Below are 15,535 nucleotides of genomic sequence, written 5' to 3'. Positions count from 1 at the left end.
CCGGATTCAAGAACGCGACGTACCATGCCGATACCGAAGGCACGTGCGCCTGCGCTTGGCGCTCGCACATTGCTGCCAGAAAGGCAACCGACCATGCATTCTCTCCGACCGTCTGAACTGTCCTCGCCGCGAACACCGGCATTCTTGCTGATGGCCTTGGTACTGTGCTGCGCCGCTGCGGCACAGGCAGCCACCGCAGAGCAAGACGAAGGCCATGGCAAAGCGGTGCCGAAGCCTGCGGCCAAGGCATCCGGGGCCAAGAAGGAACCGACGGCCGACATCGAGGCCTCCAGCGCATCCAACCCCAAGGAAGTGGGCAACCAGCTGCGCGAAGCACTGGGCACCGGCGTGGCGCCCAACAAGAAACTGACCGTGGTCACCACCGGCAAGGGGGGCGGCACCCTGGTGTCCGGAGAGGGCACCCCCAAGCCCGCCGCCAGCACCACCATCCGCGTCACGCCGCGTCCAGTCAAGCCCACCCCCAAGCCAGCCGCAGCACCGGCGCACGAAGAGGCGGCCCTGGCGACCCACGCTACCCATGAAGTGCACTGGGATTACGAAGGGGAAAACGGCCCGGCCAACTGGGGCAAGCTCAAGCCCGAATTCAACCTGTGCGCCATCGGCAAACGCCAGTCACCCATCAACATCGAGGATGGCTACACACTGCAGGGTCCTGCCGAACCCATCGCCTTCAACTACACCGGCTCCAACGGCACGGTGGTCAACAACGGCCACACCATCCAGGTGGACGTGCAGGGGGACAACGCCATCGTGGTGCGTGGCGTGCGCTACCAGCTGCTGCAGTTCCATTTCCATACCCCCAGCGAGGAGCAGGTCAACGGCAACCGCTACCCCATGGTGGCCCACCTGGTGCACAAGAACGACGACGGCCAGCTGGCCGTGGTGGGCGTGCTGCTCGATACCGGCAACCCCAATCCGCTGATCGAGAAGGTCTGGACCTACATGCCGCTGGACGCCGGGGACAAGGTGCGCATGCCGCGCGGCATCCTGAACCTCAACGAACTGCTGCCGGGCGACCAGCGCTACTACCAGTTCATCGGCTCGCTCACCACGCCGCCGTGCTCGGAAGGGGTGCTGTGGATGGTGCTGAAGCAACCGGTGCAGATCGGCAAGGACCAGCTGCGCATGTTCCGCCAGCTCTACCCGAACAACGCCCGCCCGGTACAACCCGTCAACGGCCGGCCGGTGCGGGAAGCGCGGTAAACCCGCCGGATGCCCCACGAAAGGCCAGTCCGAATACTACCGCTCTGTTTTCAGTAGCGGCTTACGCAGTATTGGAGAGGGCTGGCGGCCTATTTGGCCAGAGATTTGAGCGCCAGCCGAATGCCTTCGCTCACCCCCACGTCGCCCGGCAGCGCCTTCAGGGCCGCGGCCGCCTCCTTGTCGCTGTAGCCCAGCGCCAATAGGGCCTGCAGGATGTCGCCCTGGGCATCGGTGGCCGCGCCCAGCGGCGCGCCGAGGTCGGCACCGAGTTTGCCCTTGAGTTCCAGCAGCAGCCGCTCCGCCGTTTTCTTGCCGATGCCCGGCACCTTGACCAGTCGGCCGGCCTCCTGCGTGCTCACGGCCTGGGCCAGATCGCCCACCGACAAGCCCGACAGGATGGACAGCGCCGTACGCGGCCCCACGCCGCTGATCTTGATGAGTTCGCGGAAGGCCTCGCGCTCGGTGGCGGTAGCGAATCCGTACAGTATCTGGGCATCCTCGCGCACCAAGAAGTGGGTCAGCAGCGACACCTTCTGCCCATCCGGCGGCAGGTTGTAGAAGGTGCTCATGGGCACTTGCACCTCGTAGCCCACGCCGCCACAGTCCACAATGACCTGGGGCGGGTTCTTGTCGCTCAAAATGCCGGTGAGTTTGCCAATCATGCGCTTGCCTTGTGCCCGGTGCGGGCGGTGCGTCGACGGCAGGGGCTTGGGCTCAGGCGTTACAGTGCAGCCCTGCCACCGTCGGAATATCGAAACCGGAATTATCAGCGTGATTCTTCGCCACACCTTCACCCCGCTCAACAACACCCGCCTGTCCCACCTGTGCGGCCCCACCGACGAGCACCTGCGCACCATCGAGCGCGCGCTGGAGGTGCATGTGGCCCACCGCCACGAGCAGTTCAAGGTGGAAGGCCCCAAGGCCAAGGCCCAGCGCGCCATGGAGGTGCTGCAGGCGCTGTACGAACTGGCGGCCAAGCCCATCGCCGCCTCCACGGTGCAACTGATGCTCAGCGGCGACGGTAGTCAGGACGCCAACGAGGGCCCCCTGCTTGCCACGCGCCGCGCCGACCTCAAGCCACGCTCGACCAACCAGGCCCTGTATCTGGACAACATCGCCGAGTACGACATCACCTTCGGCATCGGACCGGCCGGCACCGGCAAGACCTACCTGGCCGTGGCCGCCGCGGTCGATGCCCTGCAGCGCTCCAGCGTGCAGCGCGTCATCCTCACCCGTCCGGCGGTCGAGGCCGGCGAACGCCTGGGCTTCCTGCCCGGCGACCTGAACCAGAAGGTCGACCCCTACCTGCGCCCGCTGTACGACGCCCTGTACGACCTGATGGGCTACGAGCAGGTGCACAAGGCCTTCGAGCGCCATGCGCTCGAAATCGCTCCGCTGGCCTTCATGCGCGGGCGCACCCTGAACAACGCCTTCGTGATCCTGGACGAGGCCCAGAACACCACCCCCGAGCAGATGAAGATGTTCCTCACGCGCGTGGGCTTCGGCACCAAGACCGTCATCACCGGCGACCTGACGCAGATCGACCTGCCCAAGGCCCAGCTCAGCGGCCTGGTGGAGGCCGAGCGCATCCTCAAGCGGGTGGACGGCGTGGCCTTCACGCGCCTGACCAGTGCCGACATCGTGCGCCACCCGCTGGTGGCCCGCATTGTGGATGCCTACGATGCCGCCCGGCGCGAGGAAGAAGCCCTGCCTGCGCTGCAAGTTCCGCCCCTGGCCCCGGAACCCGAGCCCGCCCGCACCGGCCTACCCAAGACCCGCAGCCCGCGTCGCCGTGCTGTCTGATCCATCAAGACGCCCACCAGAACCCACCATGCTGCCTGAACTGACCCTGTCCCTGCAATTCGCCAAGCTCGCCAACGCCGCCACCACGGAAAAGCACCGCGCCGCCCTGCCCCGCCACAAGGTAATGCGCTGGGTACGCCACGCCCTGGACCTGCCCGGTGAGATCACCGTGCGCATCGTCGATGCCGAAGAAGGCCAGGCCCTCAACCGCGAGTACCGCCGACGAGACTACGCCACCAACGTGCTCACCTTCGACTACAGCCAGGAGCCCGTGGTCTGTGCCGACCTGGTGCTATGCGCCCCGGTGGTGGAGAAAGAGGCCAAGGAGCAGGGCAAAACCCTGCAGGCCCACTACGCCCACCTGATCGTGCACGGCACCCTGCACGCCCAGGGCTGGGACCACGAACACGACGAAGAAGACGCGCAGGCCATGGAAGCGCGCGAGTCCGTGGTGGTGATGCGCCTGGGCTTCGACGACCCGTACCGCCCCTGACGCCCCCATGCATGCCCTGATCGACTTTGCTGCGGTCGCCGCCCAGCCGGGGCAGACACAGGGCCTGTCGGGCAAGGGCTCCCCGGCGCTGCGCCTGGCTTTCGGTGCGCCCCGCGAGGTGCTGGTCGCCCGCCAGGCAGATGAGGTGCGCGCCGTGCTCGAAGCCGTGGAGCAGCATGCACGGCAAGGCCGCTGGTGCGTGGGCTACCTGCGCTACGAGGCGGCCCCCGCGTTCGATGCGGCGCTGGCGGTGCACCCGGCCGATGGTCCCCTGGCCTGGTTCGGTGTGCACGATGCGCCCCTGCCCGAAGTGCCCGCACTGCCGCCGCCAGACGACCGCGACACACTGCGCGCCCGCTGGCAGTCCGGCTTGCAGCGCAGCGTGTTCCATGCCGCCATGGACCGGCTGCACACGGCCATTGCCGATGGCGAGATCTACCAGGCCAACTACACCACCCGCATCGCGGGCACCCTGCACAGCACGCCGGTGGCGCTGTTTGCCGCCATGCACCGCGCCCAGCCCGGTGGCTTTGCCGCCTACATCGACACCGGCGAGGAGCAGGTGCTCTCGGTTTCGCCCGAGCTGTTCTTCGACTGGCAGGACGGCCACTTGGTCACCCGCCCCATGAAAGGCACGGCTGCCCGACGCAGCGACCCGCACACGGATGCCGCCGCGGCCAACCACCTGCGCACCTCGCCCAAGGAGCGGGCCGAGAACGTGATGATCGTGGACCTGATCCGCAACGACCTCTCGCGCATTGCGCTGCCCTTTTCGGTGCAGGTGGACGGCCTGTTCCGCGTCCAGCCCCTGCCCACGGTGTGGCAGATGGTCAGCGACGTGCATGCAGACACCCGCACCGGCACCCGCCTGGCCGACGTGTTCGGCGCCCTGTTCCCCTGCGGATCGGTTACCGGCGCCCCCAAGGTGCAGGCGATGCGCCTGATCCGCGAACTTGAAGACACGCCCCGTGGCGTCTATTGCGGCGCGGTGGGCGTGGTGCGCCCGGGCGGCAGCGCCACCTTCAATGTCCCCATCCGCACGGTGCTGACGCGTGACGGGGCAGCTTGGGCCGGCACCGGCAGCGGCATCACCTCGGACGCCACGGCGGATGGCGAATGGCAGGAATGGCGCCACAAGCAGACCTTCCTGCTGCGCGCCAGCGAGGGCTTTTCCCTGCTGGAAACCCTGGCGCTGCGCGACGGCTTGCTGCCCGCCGCCGATGCCCACCTCGAACGTATGGCTGCCTCAGCCGCACACTTCGGCTTCCCCTGGTCTGCCTCGGCGGCGCAGGCCGCTCTGGCGGAGGTGGCACGTTCACATCCCCACGGAGCGTGGCGCGTACGGCTGCTGCTGGCTGCTGCAGGGCAGTTCGAGGCCCAGGCCTTCGCCCAGCCACCCACGCCCGCGCGCGTGGTGCTGCAATTGGCACCACACCCCTTGGCCATGGCGCACAGCGAATTCGTGCGCCACAAGACCACCCGGCGCAGCCACTATGACGCTTTTGCGCCTGGGGCGCCCGAGGTTTTCGACACCGTGCTGTGGAACCCGGCGGGGGAGCTGACCGAATGCACGCGCGGCAACGTGGCCCTGCTGCTCGACGGCCGCTGGGTTACCCCGGTCTTACGCTGCGGCTTGCTTCCCGGCATTGGGCGTGCGCACTGGCTGGCCCAGGGGCGCGTCACGGAAGCGGTGATCCACCTGGACGACCTGCCCCGGGTACAGGGCCTGGCCTTCATCAACAGCCTGCGCGGTTGGGTGGATGCGGTCTGGCACTCGCCCCCACCACCCGCACTGCAGCCGCCACCGGTACAGGAATGCCTGTTCCCCACCCAGGATTAGGTGCCAAAACGGGGCTCAGCCCTTATGGAATATGCGCATACAGCTACGCAATGAATAGCGTCACGCAGACGGTGGCGGCACGCGCATCGGGATCGTCACCGGGCCGTCATTGACCAGCTCGACCTGCATGTCAGCAGCAAAGATGCCGGTCTGCACGTCGTTGTGCAAGGCCCGCGCCCGCGCCACGAAAGCGTCGTACAGGCGCTGCCCCTCGGCAGGGGCTGCCGCTTGGGTGAAGCTGGGGCGGTTGCCGCCGCGCAGGTCCGCCGCCAGCGTGAACTGGCTGACGATGAGCAGCCCTCCGGCCGTCCCCTGACCGTCCAGGTCCTGCACGCTCAGGTTCATCTTGCCCTGGGCGTCGCTGAAGATGCGCAGCTTGAGCAACTTGGCCAGCAGTTTCTCGCCCTCGGCTTCGGTGTCGCCCTGCTCGGCGCACACCAGCACCAGCAAGCCGCGACCGATGGATCCGACGGTTTCTTCGGCCACCACGACCCGGGCACGGCTTACGCGTTGCACCAGCGCTAACATGTCTTGCAAAATGTATTCATCATGGCCTGATTGTGCACACCACGACGCAGGCAACGTGCACAATCCGCCCATGCAGACTCCCGCCCCCTGGCACCAACACTTGCGGCAAACCGCGCTGCCTCTGGCCGTGCTGCTCGGGGGATGGATGCTCAGCGCCTGGTTGGGTGCCTGGCTCTACGCCGAAACCCGCGACAGCGCCCAGCGCGATTTCGATGCGGCGACGCAACGCGTCAGCGATGAAGTGCAGCGGCGCTACAGCGCGTCGGTAGCCACCTTGCTGGGCGCGCGCGGGTTGTTTGCGGCCAGCGCTTCCGTCGGGCGCGAGGAGTTCACGGCCTATGCAAATTCGCGTGGCAGCCAGTACGACCTGCGCGGCGTCTGGGGCTTGGGCTACATCGAGCGGGTGGAACGCGGTCGGCTGGCAGCCTTTGTCCGCGCCGAGCACGAGTCCAGCGCCCCCTGGTTCACCGTCAACGCGATCCAGCCAAGTGCCATGGATCCCATGTACGTGGTCAAGTACCTCGAACCTGGTGGCCCCTTCCATCCTGCCATGGGGCTCGACCTGGGCTCGGAGCGGACACGGCGCGAAGCGATTGAACGCGCTGCGATCAGCGGGGAGATCACGCTGTCACCGCCAGTTTCCAGCGCCAATGAAACCGTCGTCCAGCAACTGCTGATGCTCCCCATGTACAGGACAGGAAGCCGCCCCCCCAATGATGACCAGGAGCGGGCACAGCGTTTCTATGGCCTGGTCTATGCAACGCTGCGGCCCGCCGAACTGTTGGCCGACCTGCCTGACGTGAAGGCCGGTGCCGTCAATGTGCACGTCTTCGACACGACCGATGGCGTGAGCAGCCTGCTGTATGACAGCGAACTGACCAACCCCGAGCTGGAGTTCAGCGCGCCCTCGTTGGCCCAGCGGGACTACTCCACAGCCCGCCAGCTGCGCATCGGTGCCCGCCATTTCCTGCTGACGGTGGAGAGCACACCGGCATTCGAAAGCGCCATCACACGCTGGACGCCGCTGCTTGCGGCAGCCGCGGGCGCCCTGCTGAGTCTTCTGCTGGCGGCCCTGCTGCGCACCCAAAGCCAGTCGCTGGTGCGCGCTCGGCGTTCGGCACAGGAAATGACCGAGGAGCTCAATCGCCTGGCTGAGGTGGTGCGGCACACGTCGAATGCAGTCTCGATCGCGGACCGCTGCGGTCGCATCCACTGGGTCAACGAAGGCTTCACGCGCATCACGGGGTATACGCTGGAGGAAGCCCGGGGCAAGACACCCGGAGAGCTTGTGGGCAGCGGCAAGGCACCTGCCGACCTTTTGGCCACCATTGACCGCGCCATTGCACAGGGCGAGGCCATGCGCTTCGAGATCCTCAACCGGGCCAAGTCAGGCGCCGAGTATTGGGTGGACACCGAGCTGCAGCCACAACGCGGCGAAGACGGCACCCTCACCGGATTCATGGAGATATCCAGCGACATCACGACCAGCAAGCAGGCCGTGCAGGAACTGGAACGCCAGCGTCAGGCCCTGGACAACGTCATCTCTGCAACCAATGTGGGAACCTGGGCCTGGGACCTGCAAAGTGGCGCCCTGGAAATCAACCACCGTTGGGCCGAGATCGTCGGCTACACCGTGGACGACCTCGCGCCGGTGTCCATCGACACCTTCAACCGCCTCGTGCACCCGGACGACCTGACCATGGTCCTGACCCAGCTCGATGACCATTTGCGAGGCAAGACAGCGTTCTTCCGCCTTGACATGCGCATGCGCCACCAGGACGGTCACTGGGTCTGGGTCACCACCCACGGGCAGATCGTCGCACGGGGCGAAGATGGAAAGGCGCACACCGTCGCGGGCACACACACCGACATCAGCGAGCGCCATGCCATCGAGGAAGAAGCCCGCCGCAGCGCAGCCCTGCTGCGTGGCGCCATCGACGTCATCGACGAAGCCTTCGTGCTGTTTGACCCCGAAGACCGGCTGGTCCTGTGCAACGACAAGTACCGGCAGATCTACCCGATCTGCGCCCCCGTCATGGTACCCGGGGCCACCTTCGAATCCATCATCCGCTACGGCGCTGAGCGCAACGAATACTCGGCGGCTGTTGGCCGTGTAGACGAATGGGTAGCCGAGCGCATGGCGGCGCATCTTGCAGGCAACACCACCCTGGTGCAACGACTGGAGAACGGCCGCACGCTGCGCATCGTGGAACGCCGCCTTCCGGACGGCCATACCGTGGGCTTCCGTATCGACGTCACCGACCTGATGGCGGCCCAGGAAGCGGCGGAAGAAGCCTCACGCGCCAAGAGCCAGTTCCTGGCCAACATGAGCCACGAGATCCGCACCCCCATGAACGCCATCCTGGGCATGCTGACGCTGCTTGCGCGCACCCCACTGGACACCAAGCAGGCAGACTATGCCGAAAAGGCCCGCTCGGCCGCCAAATCGCTGCTGGGGCTGCTCAACGACATCCTCGATATCTCCAAGGTCGAAGCCGGCAAGATGACCCTGGACCCGCAACCCTTTTCGATCCAGCAACTGCTGCGTGATCTGGCCGTCATCCTGCAGACCAACATAGGCACCAAACCGGTTCGACTGGTGTGGAAGGTGGACCCGGCGGTACCGCCCCATCTGGTGGGGGACAACCTGCGGCTGCAGCAGATCCTGGTGAACCTGGGGGGAAACGCGGTCAAATTCACCGACAAGGGTGAGGTGACCATCAGTCTGCAGCTGGTAGCACGCACGCCGCAAACCGCAACCATCCGATTCAGCGTGCGCGACACCGGGATCGGCATTGCACCGGAGAACCAGACACGCATATTTTCAGGCTTCACCCAAGCAGAAGCCTCGACCACCCGCCGCTATGGCGGCACCGGGCTGGGCGTGTCCATCAGCCACGGTCTGGTGGCGCTGATGGGCGGCACCCTGGAACTCGAAAGCGCGCTGGGCGAAGGGAGCGACTTCCATTTCCAGATTACCCTGCCCATCAGCAGCACGCGCTTCGTCCCACGCAGTGTTGCGCAGATACGCTCCGTGGCCGGGGACGGCCCCTTGCGTCTGAAGGGACTGCGCATTCTGCTCACCGAAGACAACCTGAACAACCAGCAGGTCGCCTGCGAGCTGTTGCGCGACGAAGGTGCCCTGGTCGATGTGGCCAACAACGGGCAGGAGGCGGTGGATGCGATTCGCGCCCAACCCCATGGCTACGACGTGGTGCTGATGGATCTGCAGATGCCCGTGATGGACGGTTTCGCCGCCACCCGGGCCATCCGCGGCGAATTGGGCCAATCCTTCCTGCCGGTGGTCGCCATGACGGCCAACGCGATGAGTACCGACCGCGACGCCTGTCTGCAGGTGGGCATGAATGACCACATCGGCAAACCCTTCGACCTGGACCAACTGGTCGAGGTGCTGCGGGTCCAGAGCGGGCGTGAAGTCGCCGCCAGCCCGGCCCCGCGTGCGATACCGCTTCGACCGCAGGACCTGACTGAGGACGTATCCAGACTGGCTCGGGAAGCTGGGGTGGAACTCGAAGCCGCAATCGCCCGCATGGGCCACAAGCAATCGGTGTACACAGGGCTGCTGCGCAACTTCATCGGTGATGTTCGGGGCATGGGTGATGAGCTGCAAGCGCTGCACGCCCAGGGCGACGCGAGCGCGGCGCAACGCCTGCTGCATACCCTCAAGGGACTGGCCGCCACATTGGGTGTTACCCCGCTTTCCCGCCAGGCTGCGGGGGCGGAAAAGCAACTCCGCGCCCAGCCCGAGGACCCCCAGGCGTTTTCCCATGCTCTGGTCGAAAGCATGCAACAGGGCATCGCACGGGCACATACCCAGTTGCAGGCGTTGCTGCAGGCGCTGGAAAGCAAGCAGCCCAGCGTCAAGCAGGCGCCGTCGCCCCCCCGGGACGACACCCAATTGCGGGCCCTGTTGCAGACCATGGAACAGCAGCTGGCAGAGAGCAACATGCAGGCCCTCGAAACCATGGCACAACTGGAGTCGCACTGGCCTGCAGCGCAGGCCGACGCACTCATGCGCCTTCAGGCAGCGGTCGCATCACTGGAGTTCGACGCGGCGCGCGGGGAATGTCAGCAGTTGCTGGAGAAAATGGAAAACTGACAAAACCAGCTGCAGCCCTTAAAAAACCAGCGCAAGAAGCTTCAAAAAAGATAGCAATTTCAGACCAGGGTGACCCGGGCGAACTTGCGCTTGCCCGCCTGCAGCACGTAGGTTCCGGCGCCCAGCTTGAGGCCCTTGTCACTGACCACGCTGGAATCCACGCGCACACCGCCGCCGTCGATCAGGCGGTTGCCTTCGCCGTTGGACGCCACCAAGCCGGCCATCTTCAGGAGGTTGGCAATGCCCTGCGGCGCGCCACCGTCGCCCAGCGGAAGGCTGAGTTCAGGAATTTCGTCGGGGATGCCGCCCTTGGAGCGATTGATGAAATCCTGCTCCGCGGCGTCGGCCGCGGCCGCACTGTGGAAGCGCGCCGTGATCTCCTTGGCCAGCATCACCTTGGCGTCCTTGGGATTGCGTCCACCGTCGACTTCGGATTTCAGGGCCGCGATTTCGGCTTCGCTCTTGAAGCTCAGCAGCGTGTACCACTTCCACATCAGCACATCGGAGATGCTCAGCACCTTGGCAAACATGGTGTTGGGGTCTTCGCTGATGCCGATGTAGTTGTTCTTGCTCTTGGACATCTTCTCGACGCCGTCCAGGCCTTCGAGCAGCGGCATGGTCAGGATGCACTGCGGCTCCTGCCCGTACTCGGCCTGCAGCGTGCGCCCCATGAGCAGGTTGAACTTCTGGTCGGTTCCGCCCAGTTCCAGATCGCTGTGCAGCGCGACCGAGTCGTAGCCCTGCATCAAGGGGTAGAGGAACTCGTGCACGGCAATGGGGGTACCGGCGGTGTAGCGCTGGTGGAAGTCGTTGCGCTCCATCATGCGCGCCACCGTATAGCGGCTGGCGAGCTGGATCATGCCGCGGGCGCCCAGCGGGTCGCTCCATTCGCTGTTGTAGCGGATCTCGGTCTTGGCCGGATCCAGCACCAGGCTGGCCTGGCGGTAGTAGGTCTCGGCATTGACCTTGATCTGCTCGGCGGTCAGTGGCGGGCGCGTGCTGTTGCGCCCGGAGGGGTCCCCGATCATGCTGGTGAAGTCACCGATCAGGAAGATCACCGTATGCCCCAGGTCCTGCAACTGGCGCATCTTGTTGAGCACCACGGTGTGGCCGACGTGGATGTCCGGGGCGGTGGGGTCCAGGCCGAGCTTGATGCGCAGCGGCTTGCCCGTGGCCTCGGAGCGCGCGAGCTTCTTCACCCAGTCTTCCTGGGGGATCAGTTCCTCACAGCCGCGCAGCGTAACGGCCAGCGCCTCGCGAACACGGTCGGTTACAACAAAATCGGGGCTGGAGGCTTGATTCATAAGGGTTTTTCTCGATGCGGCGGTGCAGCAAGCCGCTATACTGGGAGGCTTGTTTCAGCGTCAATCCGTGGATTGACAGCGGCCGGATTTTAGTCCCGCTGCAAGCCCCCGGAGTCTGTTCGTGTACGCCAACTTCCCCGAATCTCTCGAATTGTTCGCCCGCCGCGCAGCTGCGCTGGTGCAAACCCACCCCCGTCGCGTGACAGCACTGGTGGCGGCCATGCTGCTTGGCGGCACCGGCGCCACCTTCGCCGTGGCCAGCTTTGCGCCCGAAGCCGCCGACATCCGCACCCAAACCGTGGTCGAGGCGCTGCAGACTACCGATCTGTCCGCGCAGGTCGAGGCACTCGCCCAAGCGTCGCAGTCCCTGTTCCGCTCCGAAGTCAGCCGCAACAGCGACAGCGCGGCCTCCTTGCTGCGGCGCCTGGGCGTGCAGGACGACGCCGCGGTCCAGTTCCTGCGCAACGACCGCCTGGCCCAGCAGCACCTGCTCGGACGCGGCGGCCGCAATGTCACGGCCCAGTCCAAGCAGTCGGGCCAGCTCGAGACCCTGACCGCGCGCTGGAGCCCTGCCGATGACGGCACCTTTAGGCGCCTGCAGATCACGCGCCAGGCCGATGGCAGTTTCCGCTCAAGCATCGAGAGCGCACCGCTGGTGGCTTCCACCCGCATGGCCAGCGGCAGCATCCAGAGTTCGCTGTTTGCCGCCACCGACGAAGCCCGCGTGCCCGACAGCGTGGCCACACAGATGGCCGACATCTTTTCCGGCGACATCGACTTTCACCGCGCGCTGCGCAAGGGAGACCGATTCTCCCTGGTGTATGAAACCCTGGAAGGTGATGGCGAGCCCCTGCGCAGCGGCCGGGTGCTGAGTGCCGAATTCGTCAACAACGGCAAGACCTTTTCTGCCCTGTGGTTTGTGCCGGGCGGCACCGAAGCCACGGCAGCGGCCAAAGGCGGATACTTCAACTTTGCCGGCGACAGCCTGCGTCGTGCCTACCTGGCCTCGCCCATGGAGTTCTCGCGCGTGACCAGCGGCTTCAAGATGCGCTTCCACCCGATCCTGCAGACCTGGCGTGCCCACCTGGGCGTGGACTATGGCGCACCCATCGGCACACCCGTGCGCAGCGTGGGCAATGGCGTGGTCGAGTTCGCCGGGGTGCAGAACGGTTTCGGCAACATCGTCATCGTCAAGCACAACGCCAGCCACTCCACTGCCTACGCCCACCTGAGTCGCATCGCCGTGCGCAAGGGTCAGACAGTGAGCCAGGGTCAGAACCTCGGCGCCGTGGGTCAGACTGGCTGGGCCACGGGGCCGCACCTGCATTTCGAGTTCCGCGTCAATGGTCAGCAGCGCGATCCGCTGGTCATGGCCCGCCAGAGCGAATCGATCCCGCTGCCCGCCGGGTCCCGCCCTGCGTTCAATGCGGCTGTGGCCCAGGTTCGGGCCCAGCTGGCGTCGGCTGCCCAGCTGCAAACCGCCAGCGCCCAATAAGGCCAACTGGCCATGCGCACCATTGGCCTGATGTCCGGCACGTCGCTGGACGGTGTGGATGGCGTCCTGGCCGAATTCGGCACCGCCGGGCAGCTGCAGGTGCTGGCCTTTGCCAGCCTCGACATGCCCCAGCCACTGCGCGCGGAACTGCTCGCCCTCAACACCCCTGGTGACGACGAGTTGCACCGTTCTGCCCTGGCGGCCATTGCCTTGGTGGACCTCTACGCGAAGGTGGTTGACAGGCTACTGCAATCCAGCGGCGTGGCGGCGAACGCCATCGCCGCCATCGGCGCCCATGGCCAGACCGTGCGTCACCGTCCCGGCGAATTCGACGGTTGTGGCTATACCCTGCAACTGAACAACCCGGCCTTGCTGGCCGAACGCACGGGCATCGCGGTAGCGGCCGACTTTCGTAGCCGCGACGTCGCTGCGGGCGGACAAGGTGCGCCACTGGTGCCTGCATTCCACAGCCGCTTCCTCAATGCCGCCAATGAATGCATGGCGATCCTGAACATCGGCGGCATCTCCAACATCACCCTGCTGAACCCCGGGGGCTTCACTCCGGTGCGGGGCTTCGATTGCGGACCGGGCAATGCGCTGATGGACCTCTGGTGCCAACGGCACATGGGGCAGGCCTACGATCGGGATGGCGCCTGGGCGCGCACGGGGCGGGTGCTCGCCAGTCTGCTGCACGACCTGTTGGACGAAGACTTTTTCCGCCGCCCGCCTCCCAAGAGCACTGGGCGCGACTTGTTTCATGCCACCTGGCTCGACGCCAAGCTGCGCCGGCATCCCGATGTCGCTACCGCCGACGTGCAGGCGACCTTGTGCGCCCTCACTGCGCAGTCCTGTGCCGAGGCCCTGCGCGCGCATCACCCCCAGTGCCAACGCCTGCTGGTCTGCGGTGGCGGCGCCTTCAATGCCAGCTTGATGGAGGCCCTGCAGCAAGCGCTGCCGCAAGTGCGGGTGGAGTCCACATCGGTCGCCGGTCTGCCCCCACAACAGGTGGAAGCCTGTGCCTTTGCGTGGCTGGCCGCCCAATGCGTGAAGGGCAGCCCTGGAAATTTGCCCGAAGTGACGGGCGCCCGCGGCCTGCGGGTGCTGGGCGCCCTGTATCCGGCTTAGGTCGAGAACGAAGAACCGCAACCGCAGGTGGTCGTGGCGTTGGGGTTCTTGATGACGAACTGGGCGCCCTGCAGGTCTTCCTTGTAGTCGATCTCGGCGCCCACCAGGTACTGGAAGCTCATCGCGTCGATCAGCAGGGACACGCCATTCTTGGTCATGGTCGTGTCGTCCTCGTTGGTGATTTCATCGAAGGTGAAACCGTACTGGAACCCCGAACAACCGCCACCCTGCACGAATACGCGCAGTTTCAGGTCGGGATTGCCTTCTTCGGCGATGAGATCAGCGACCTTGGCCGCCGCACTGTCGGTGAAGAGGATGGGGTCGGGCATGGAAGTGGGGACGGATTCGGCTACGGCGCTCATGGCGGCCTCCTGGTTCGGTTCGCAATACCAAATGGATTTGGTCAGGTATTGTATTACTGGTTGTTCGCCGCCAGTTTCAGTGTGGGCTTTGCCTCTTCCACCAATAGCGGGCGCAGTTGACCGGAAATCAGGGCACCCTTGTGCATCTCCAGCGACGCGTACTCCACGTCGCCTTCAATGCGTGCCTTGGGTTGCAATTCCAGCGCGGAGCGGGCATGCACGGGCCCGGTGACACTGCCATTGACCACGATCAGGTCGGCCGTGATGTGGCCCACGACCTTCGCAGTTTCGGAAATGACCAACATGCTGGCACTGCCTTCGCTGGCAATGACATTGCCGAGCACTTCGCCGTCAATGCGCAGGCCGTCCGTGAATGCGATGTTGCCAGTGATCTGGCTGCCGTCTGCGATCAGACTCTTGATGGGCGCTTGCTTGTTTTTGTTGAACATGGAAACCTCGTGGCGCTACAACTTGATGGTCTGCGTGGCACGCACAGTGCTGCCATCCATCACCTTGGCCGTGACGCTCTTCACCTGCGCCTGTGCCGGAAGCTCCAACTCACCTTCCAGCCGACCATACTGCTTGATCTTAAAGGGAATGCCGCCATCGGCCAATGGGGCCGACCAGGGTTTTCCGCCCTGGGTGCCAACAAATACCATTTCCAGCCGCAGGGAGAGTTCATTCACGTTCTTGCCCGACTGGATGGCCAACACTTGCCACTTGAGCTTACCGGGCTCCTCGGTCTCGACTTGCAGACCGCGCACCGCAACGCCGTCCGCACCGCCAGCCGGAATGAGCTTTTCGAAGAAACTGAGGTCATCGCGCAGGGCATGGGCCTCCTGCTCCAGCTGCTTGACCTGATTGACCAGCTTTTCCTGTGCCGCTTTCTCCGCGGCCACCAGCGTGCCAGCCGTATTTGCCACCGACTGGGCCTCGTCACGTTGTTGGCGCAACTGCTCGAGTTCGCGTTGCTGGCTCTCCACCAGCAGGCGCAGTTGCTGGATCTCTTCGCGCGAACCACGCTCCAGTCCCGCAATGTCCTTGCCGAACTCGAAGGCCCACAGCCCGATGGCAGCGCAAAAACCCAGCACGATGGCCACCACTGCCCAGCGGAATGGCCACGGCATGGCGCTGCGCACTGCCATGCGGGGCGCACTGATGGTGAGGCGGCGTTTGAGCAGGCGCAGGCGCATGGGTCAACGGGCAAATGAAAACACAAAAAACAAAGCCGCCTCCAGCCA

General features: G+C 65.4%; 13 protein-coding genes. 7 read left to right on the top strand and 6 right to left on the bottom strand.

The window, feature by feature from the left end:
* The first annotated feature begins 93 nt into the window (after positions 1-93).
* The gene (locus RQP54_RS19090; RefSeq protein ID WP_315680107.1) at positions 94-1,224 is read left to right on the top strand and encodes a carbonic anhydrase family protein; all 1,131 of its coding nucleotides are present in this window, start codon (positions 94-96) and stop codon (positions 1,222-1,224) included.
* Positions 1,225-1,313: 89 nt separating this feature from the next.
* On the opposite strand, the gene ruvA is transcribed toward RQP54_RS19090, so the two are convergent.
* Positions 1,314-1,886, bottom strand: coding sequence for a Holliday junction branch migration protein RuvA (gene ruvA, locus RQP54_RS19085; protein ID WP_315680106.1), 573 nt, complete (start codon positions 1,884-1,886; stop codon positions 1,314-1,316).
* Positions 1,887-1,995: 109 nt separating this feature from the next.
* Here ruvA and RQP54_RS19080 point away from each other — a divergent pair, with 109 nt between their 5' ends.
* From RQP54_RS19080 to pabB, 3 genes are read left to right on the top strand one after another with little or no spacing between them, the layout of a single operon-like run.
* Positions 1,996-3,027 carry a PhoH family protein gene (locus tag RQP54_RS19080; RefSeq protein ID WP_315680105.1) on the top strand — a complete coding sequence of 344 codons (1,032 nt, stop codon included), beginning with the start codon at positions 1,996-1,998 and terminating at the stop codon, positions 3,025-3,027.
* 28 nt (positions 3,028-3,055) lie between these two features.
* Positions 3,056-3,520, top strand: a complete 465-nt coding sequence (ybeY, locus tag RQP54_RS19075; protein ID WP_315680104.1) for an rRNA maturation RNase YbeY — start codon at positions 3,056-3,058, stop codon at positions 3,518-3,520.
* Positions 3,521-3,527: 7 nt separating this feature from the next.
* The gene (gene pabB, locus RQP54_RS19070; protein ID WP_315680102.1) at positions 3,528-5,360 is read left to right on the top strand and encodes an aminodeoxychorismate synthase component I; all 1,833 of its coding nucleotides are present in this window, start codon (positions 3,528-3,530) and stop codon (positions 5,358-5,360) included.
* 60 nt (positions 5,361-5,420) lie between these two features.
* On the opposite strand, the gene dtd is transcribed toward pabB, so the two are convergent.
* Positions 5,421-5,888 (bottom strand): D-aminoacyl-tRNA deacylase, encoded by a 468-nt coding sequence (dtd, locus tag RQP54_RS19065; protein WP_315680146.1) that lies wholly within the window; start codon positions 5,886-5,888, stop codon positions 5,421-5,423.
* Positions 5,889-5,958: 70 nt separating this feature from the next.
* Between dtd and RQP54_RS19060 the strand changes: the two genes are divergently transcribed.
* Positions 5,959-10,008, top strand: a complete 4,050-nt coding sequence (locus RQP54_RS19060; RefSeq protein WP_315680101.1) for a CHASE domain-containing protein — start codon at positions 5,959-5,961, stop codon at positions 10,006-10,008.
* 59 nt (positions 10,009-10,067) lie between these two features.
* Here the strand turns inward: RQP54_RS19060 and tyrS are convergent, their stop codons facing one another.
* Positions 10,068-11,312 carry a tyrosine--tRNA ligase gene (gene tyrS / locus RQP54_RS19055; RefSeq protein WP_315680100.1) on the bottom strand — a complete coding sequence of 415 codons (1,245 nt, stop codon included), beginning with the start codon at positions 11,310-11,312 and terminating at the stop codon, positions 10,068-10,070.
* 121 nt (positions 11,313-11,433) lie between these two features.
* On the opposite strand from tyrS, the gene RQP54_RS19050 reads away from it, so the two are divergent.
* Both RQP54_RS19050 and RQP54_RS19045 read left to right on the top strand, forming a co-directional pair.
* Positions 11,434-12,807: a M23 family metallopeptidase gene (locus RQP54_RS19050; RefSeq protein ID WP_315680098.1), complete on the top strand. Its 1,374-nt coding sequence runs from the start codon at positions 11,434-11,436 to the stop codon at positions 12,805-12,807.
* 12 nt (positions 12,808-12,819) lie between these two features.
* The gene (locus RQP54_RS19045; protein WP_315680096.1) at positions 12,820-13,932 is read left to right on the top strand and encodes an anhydro-N-acetylmuramic acid kinase; all 1,113 of its coding nucleotides are present in this window, start codon (positions 12,820-12,822) and stop codon (positions 13,930-13,932) included.
* Here RQP54_RS19045 and erpA read toward each other — a convergent pair.
* From erpA to RQP54_RS19030, 3 genes are read right to left on the bottom strand one after another with little or no spacing between them, the layout of a single operon-like run.
* Positions 13,929-14,294, bottom strand: a complete 366-nt coding sequence (erpA, locus tag RQP54_RS19040; protein ID WP_315680095.1) for an iron-sulfur cluster insertion protein ErpA — start codon at positions 14,292-14,294, stop codon at positions 13,929-13,931. The two genes, RQP54_RS19045 and erpA, sit on opposite strands and share 4 nt — an antisense overlap.
* Positions 14,295-14,347: 53 nt before the next feature.
* On the bottom strand, positions 14,348-14,743 hold the full coding sequence (locus RQP54_RS19035) for a polymer-forming cytoskeletal protein (RefSeq protein WP_315680094.1): 396 nt from the start codon (positions 14,741-14,743) through the stop codon (positions 14,348-14,350).
* 15 nt (positions 14,744-14,758) lie between these two features.
* A complete protein-coding gene (locus RQP54_RS19030; protein ID WP_315680093.1) occupies positions 14,759-15,487 on the bottom strand; it encodes a DUF6776 family protein in 729 nt (242 codons plus the stop codon).
* Between the last annotated feature and the right edge of the window lie 48 nt (positions 15,488-15,535).

Source organism: Curvibacter sp. APW13 (genome assembly GCF_032337135.1).
GTDB lineage: Bacteria > Pseudomonadota > Gammaproteobacteria > Burkholderiales > Burkholderiaceae_C > Allorhodoferax.
The sequence above is the reverse complement of the archived record's forward strand: the minus strand, read 5'-3'. Positions and strand labels throughout refer to the sequence as shown.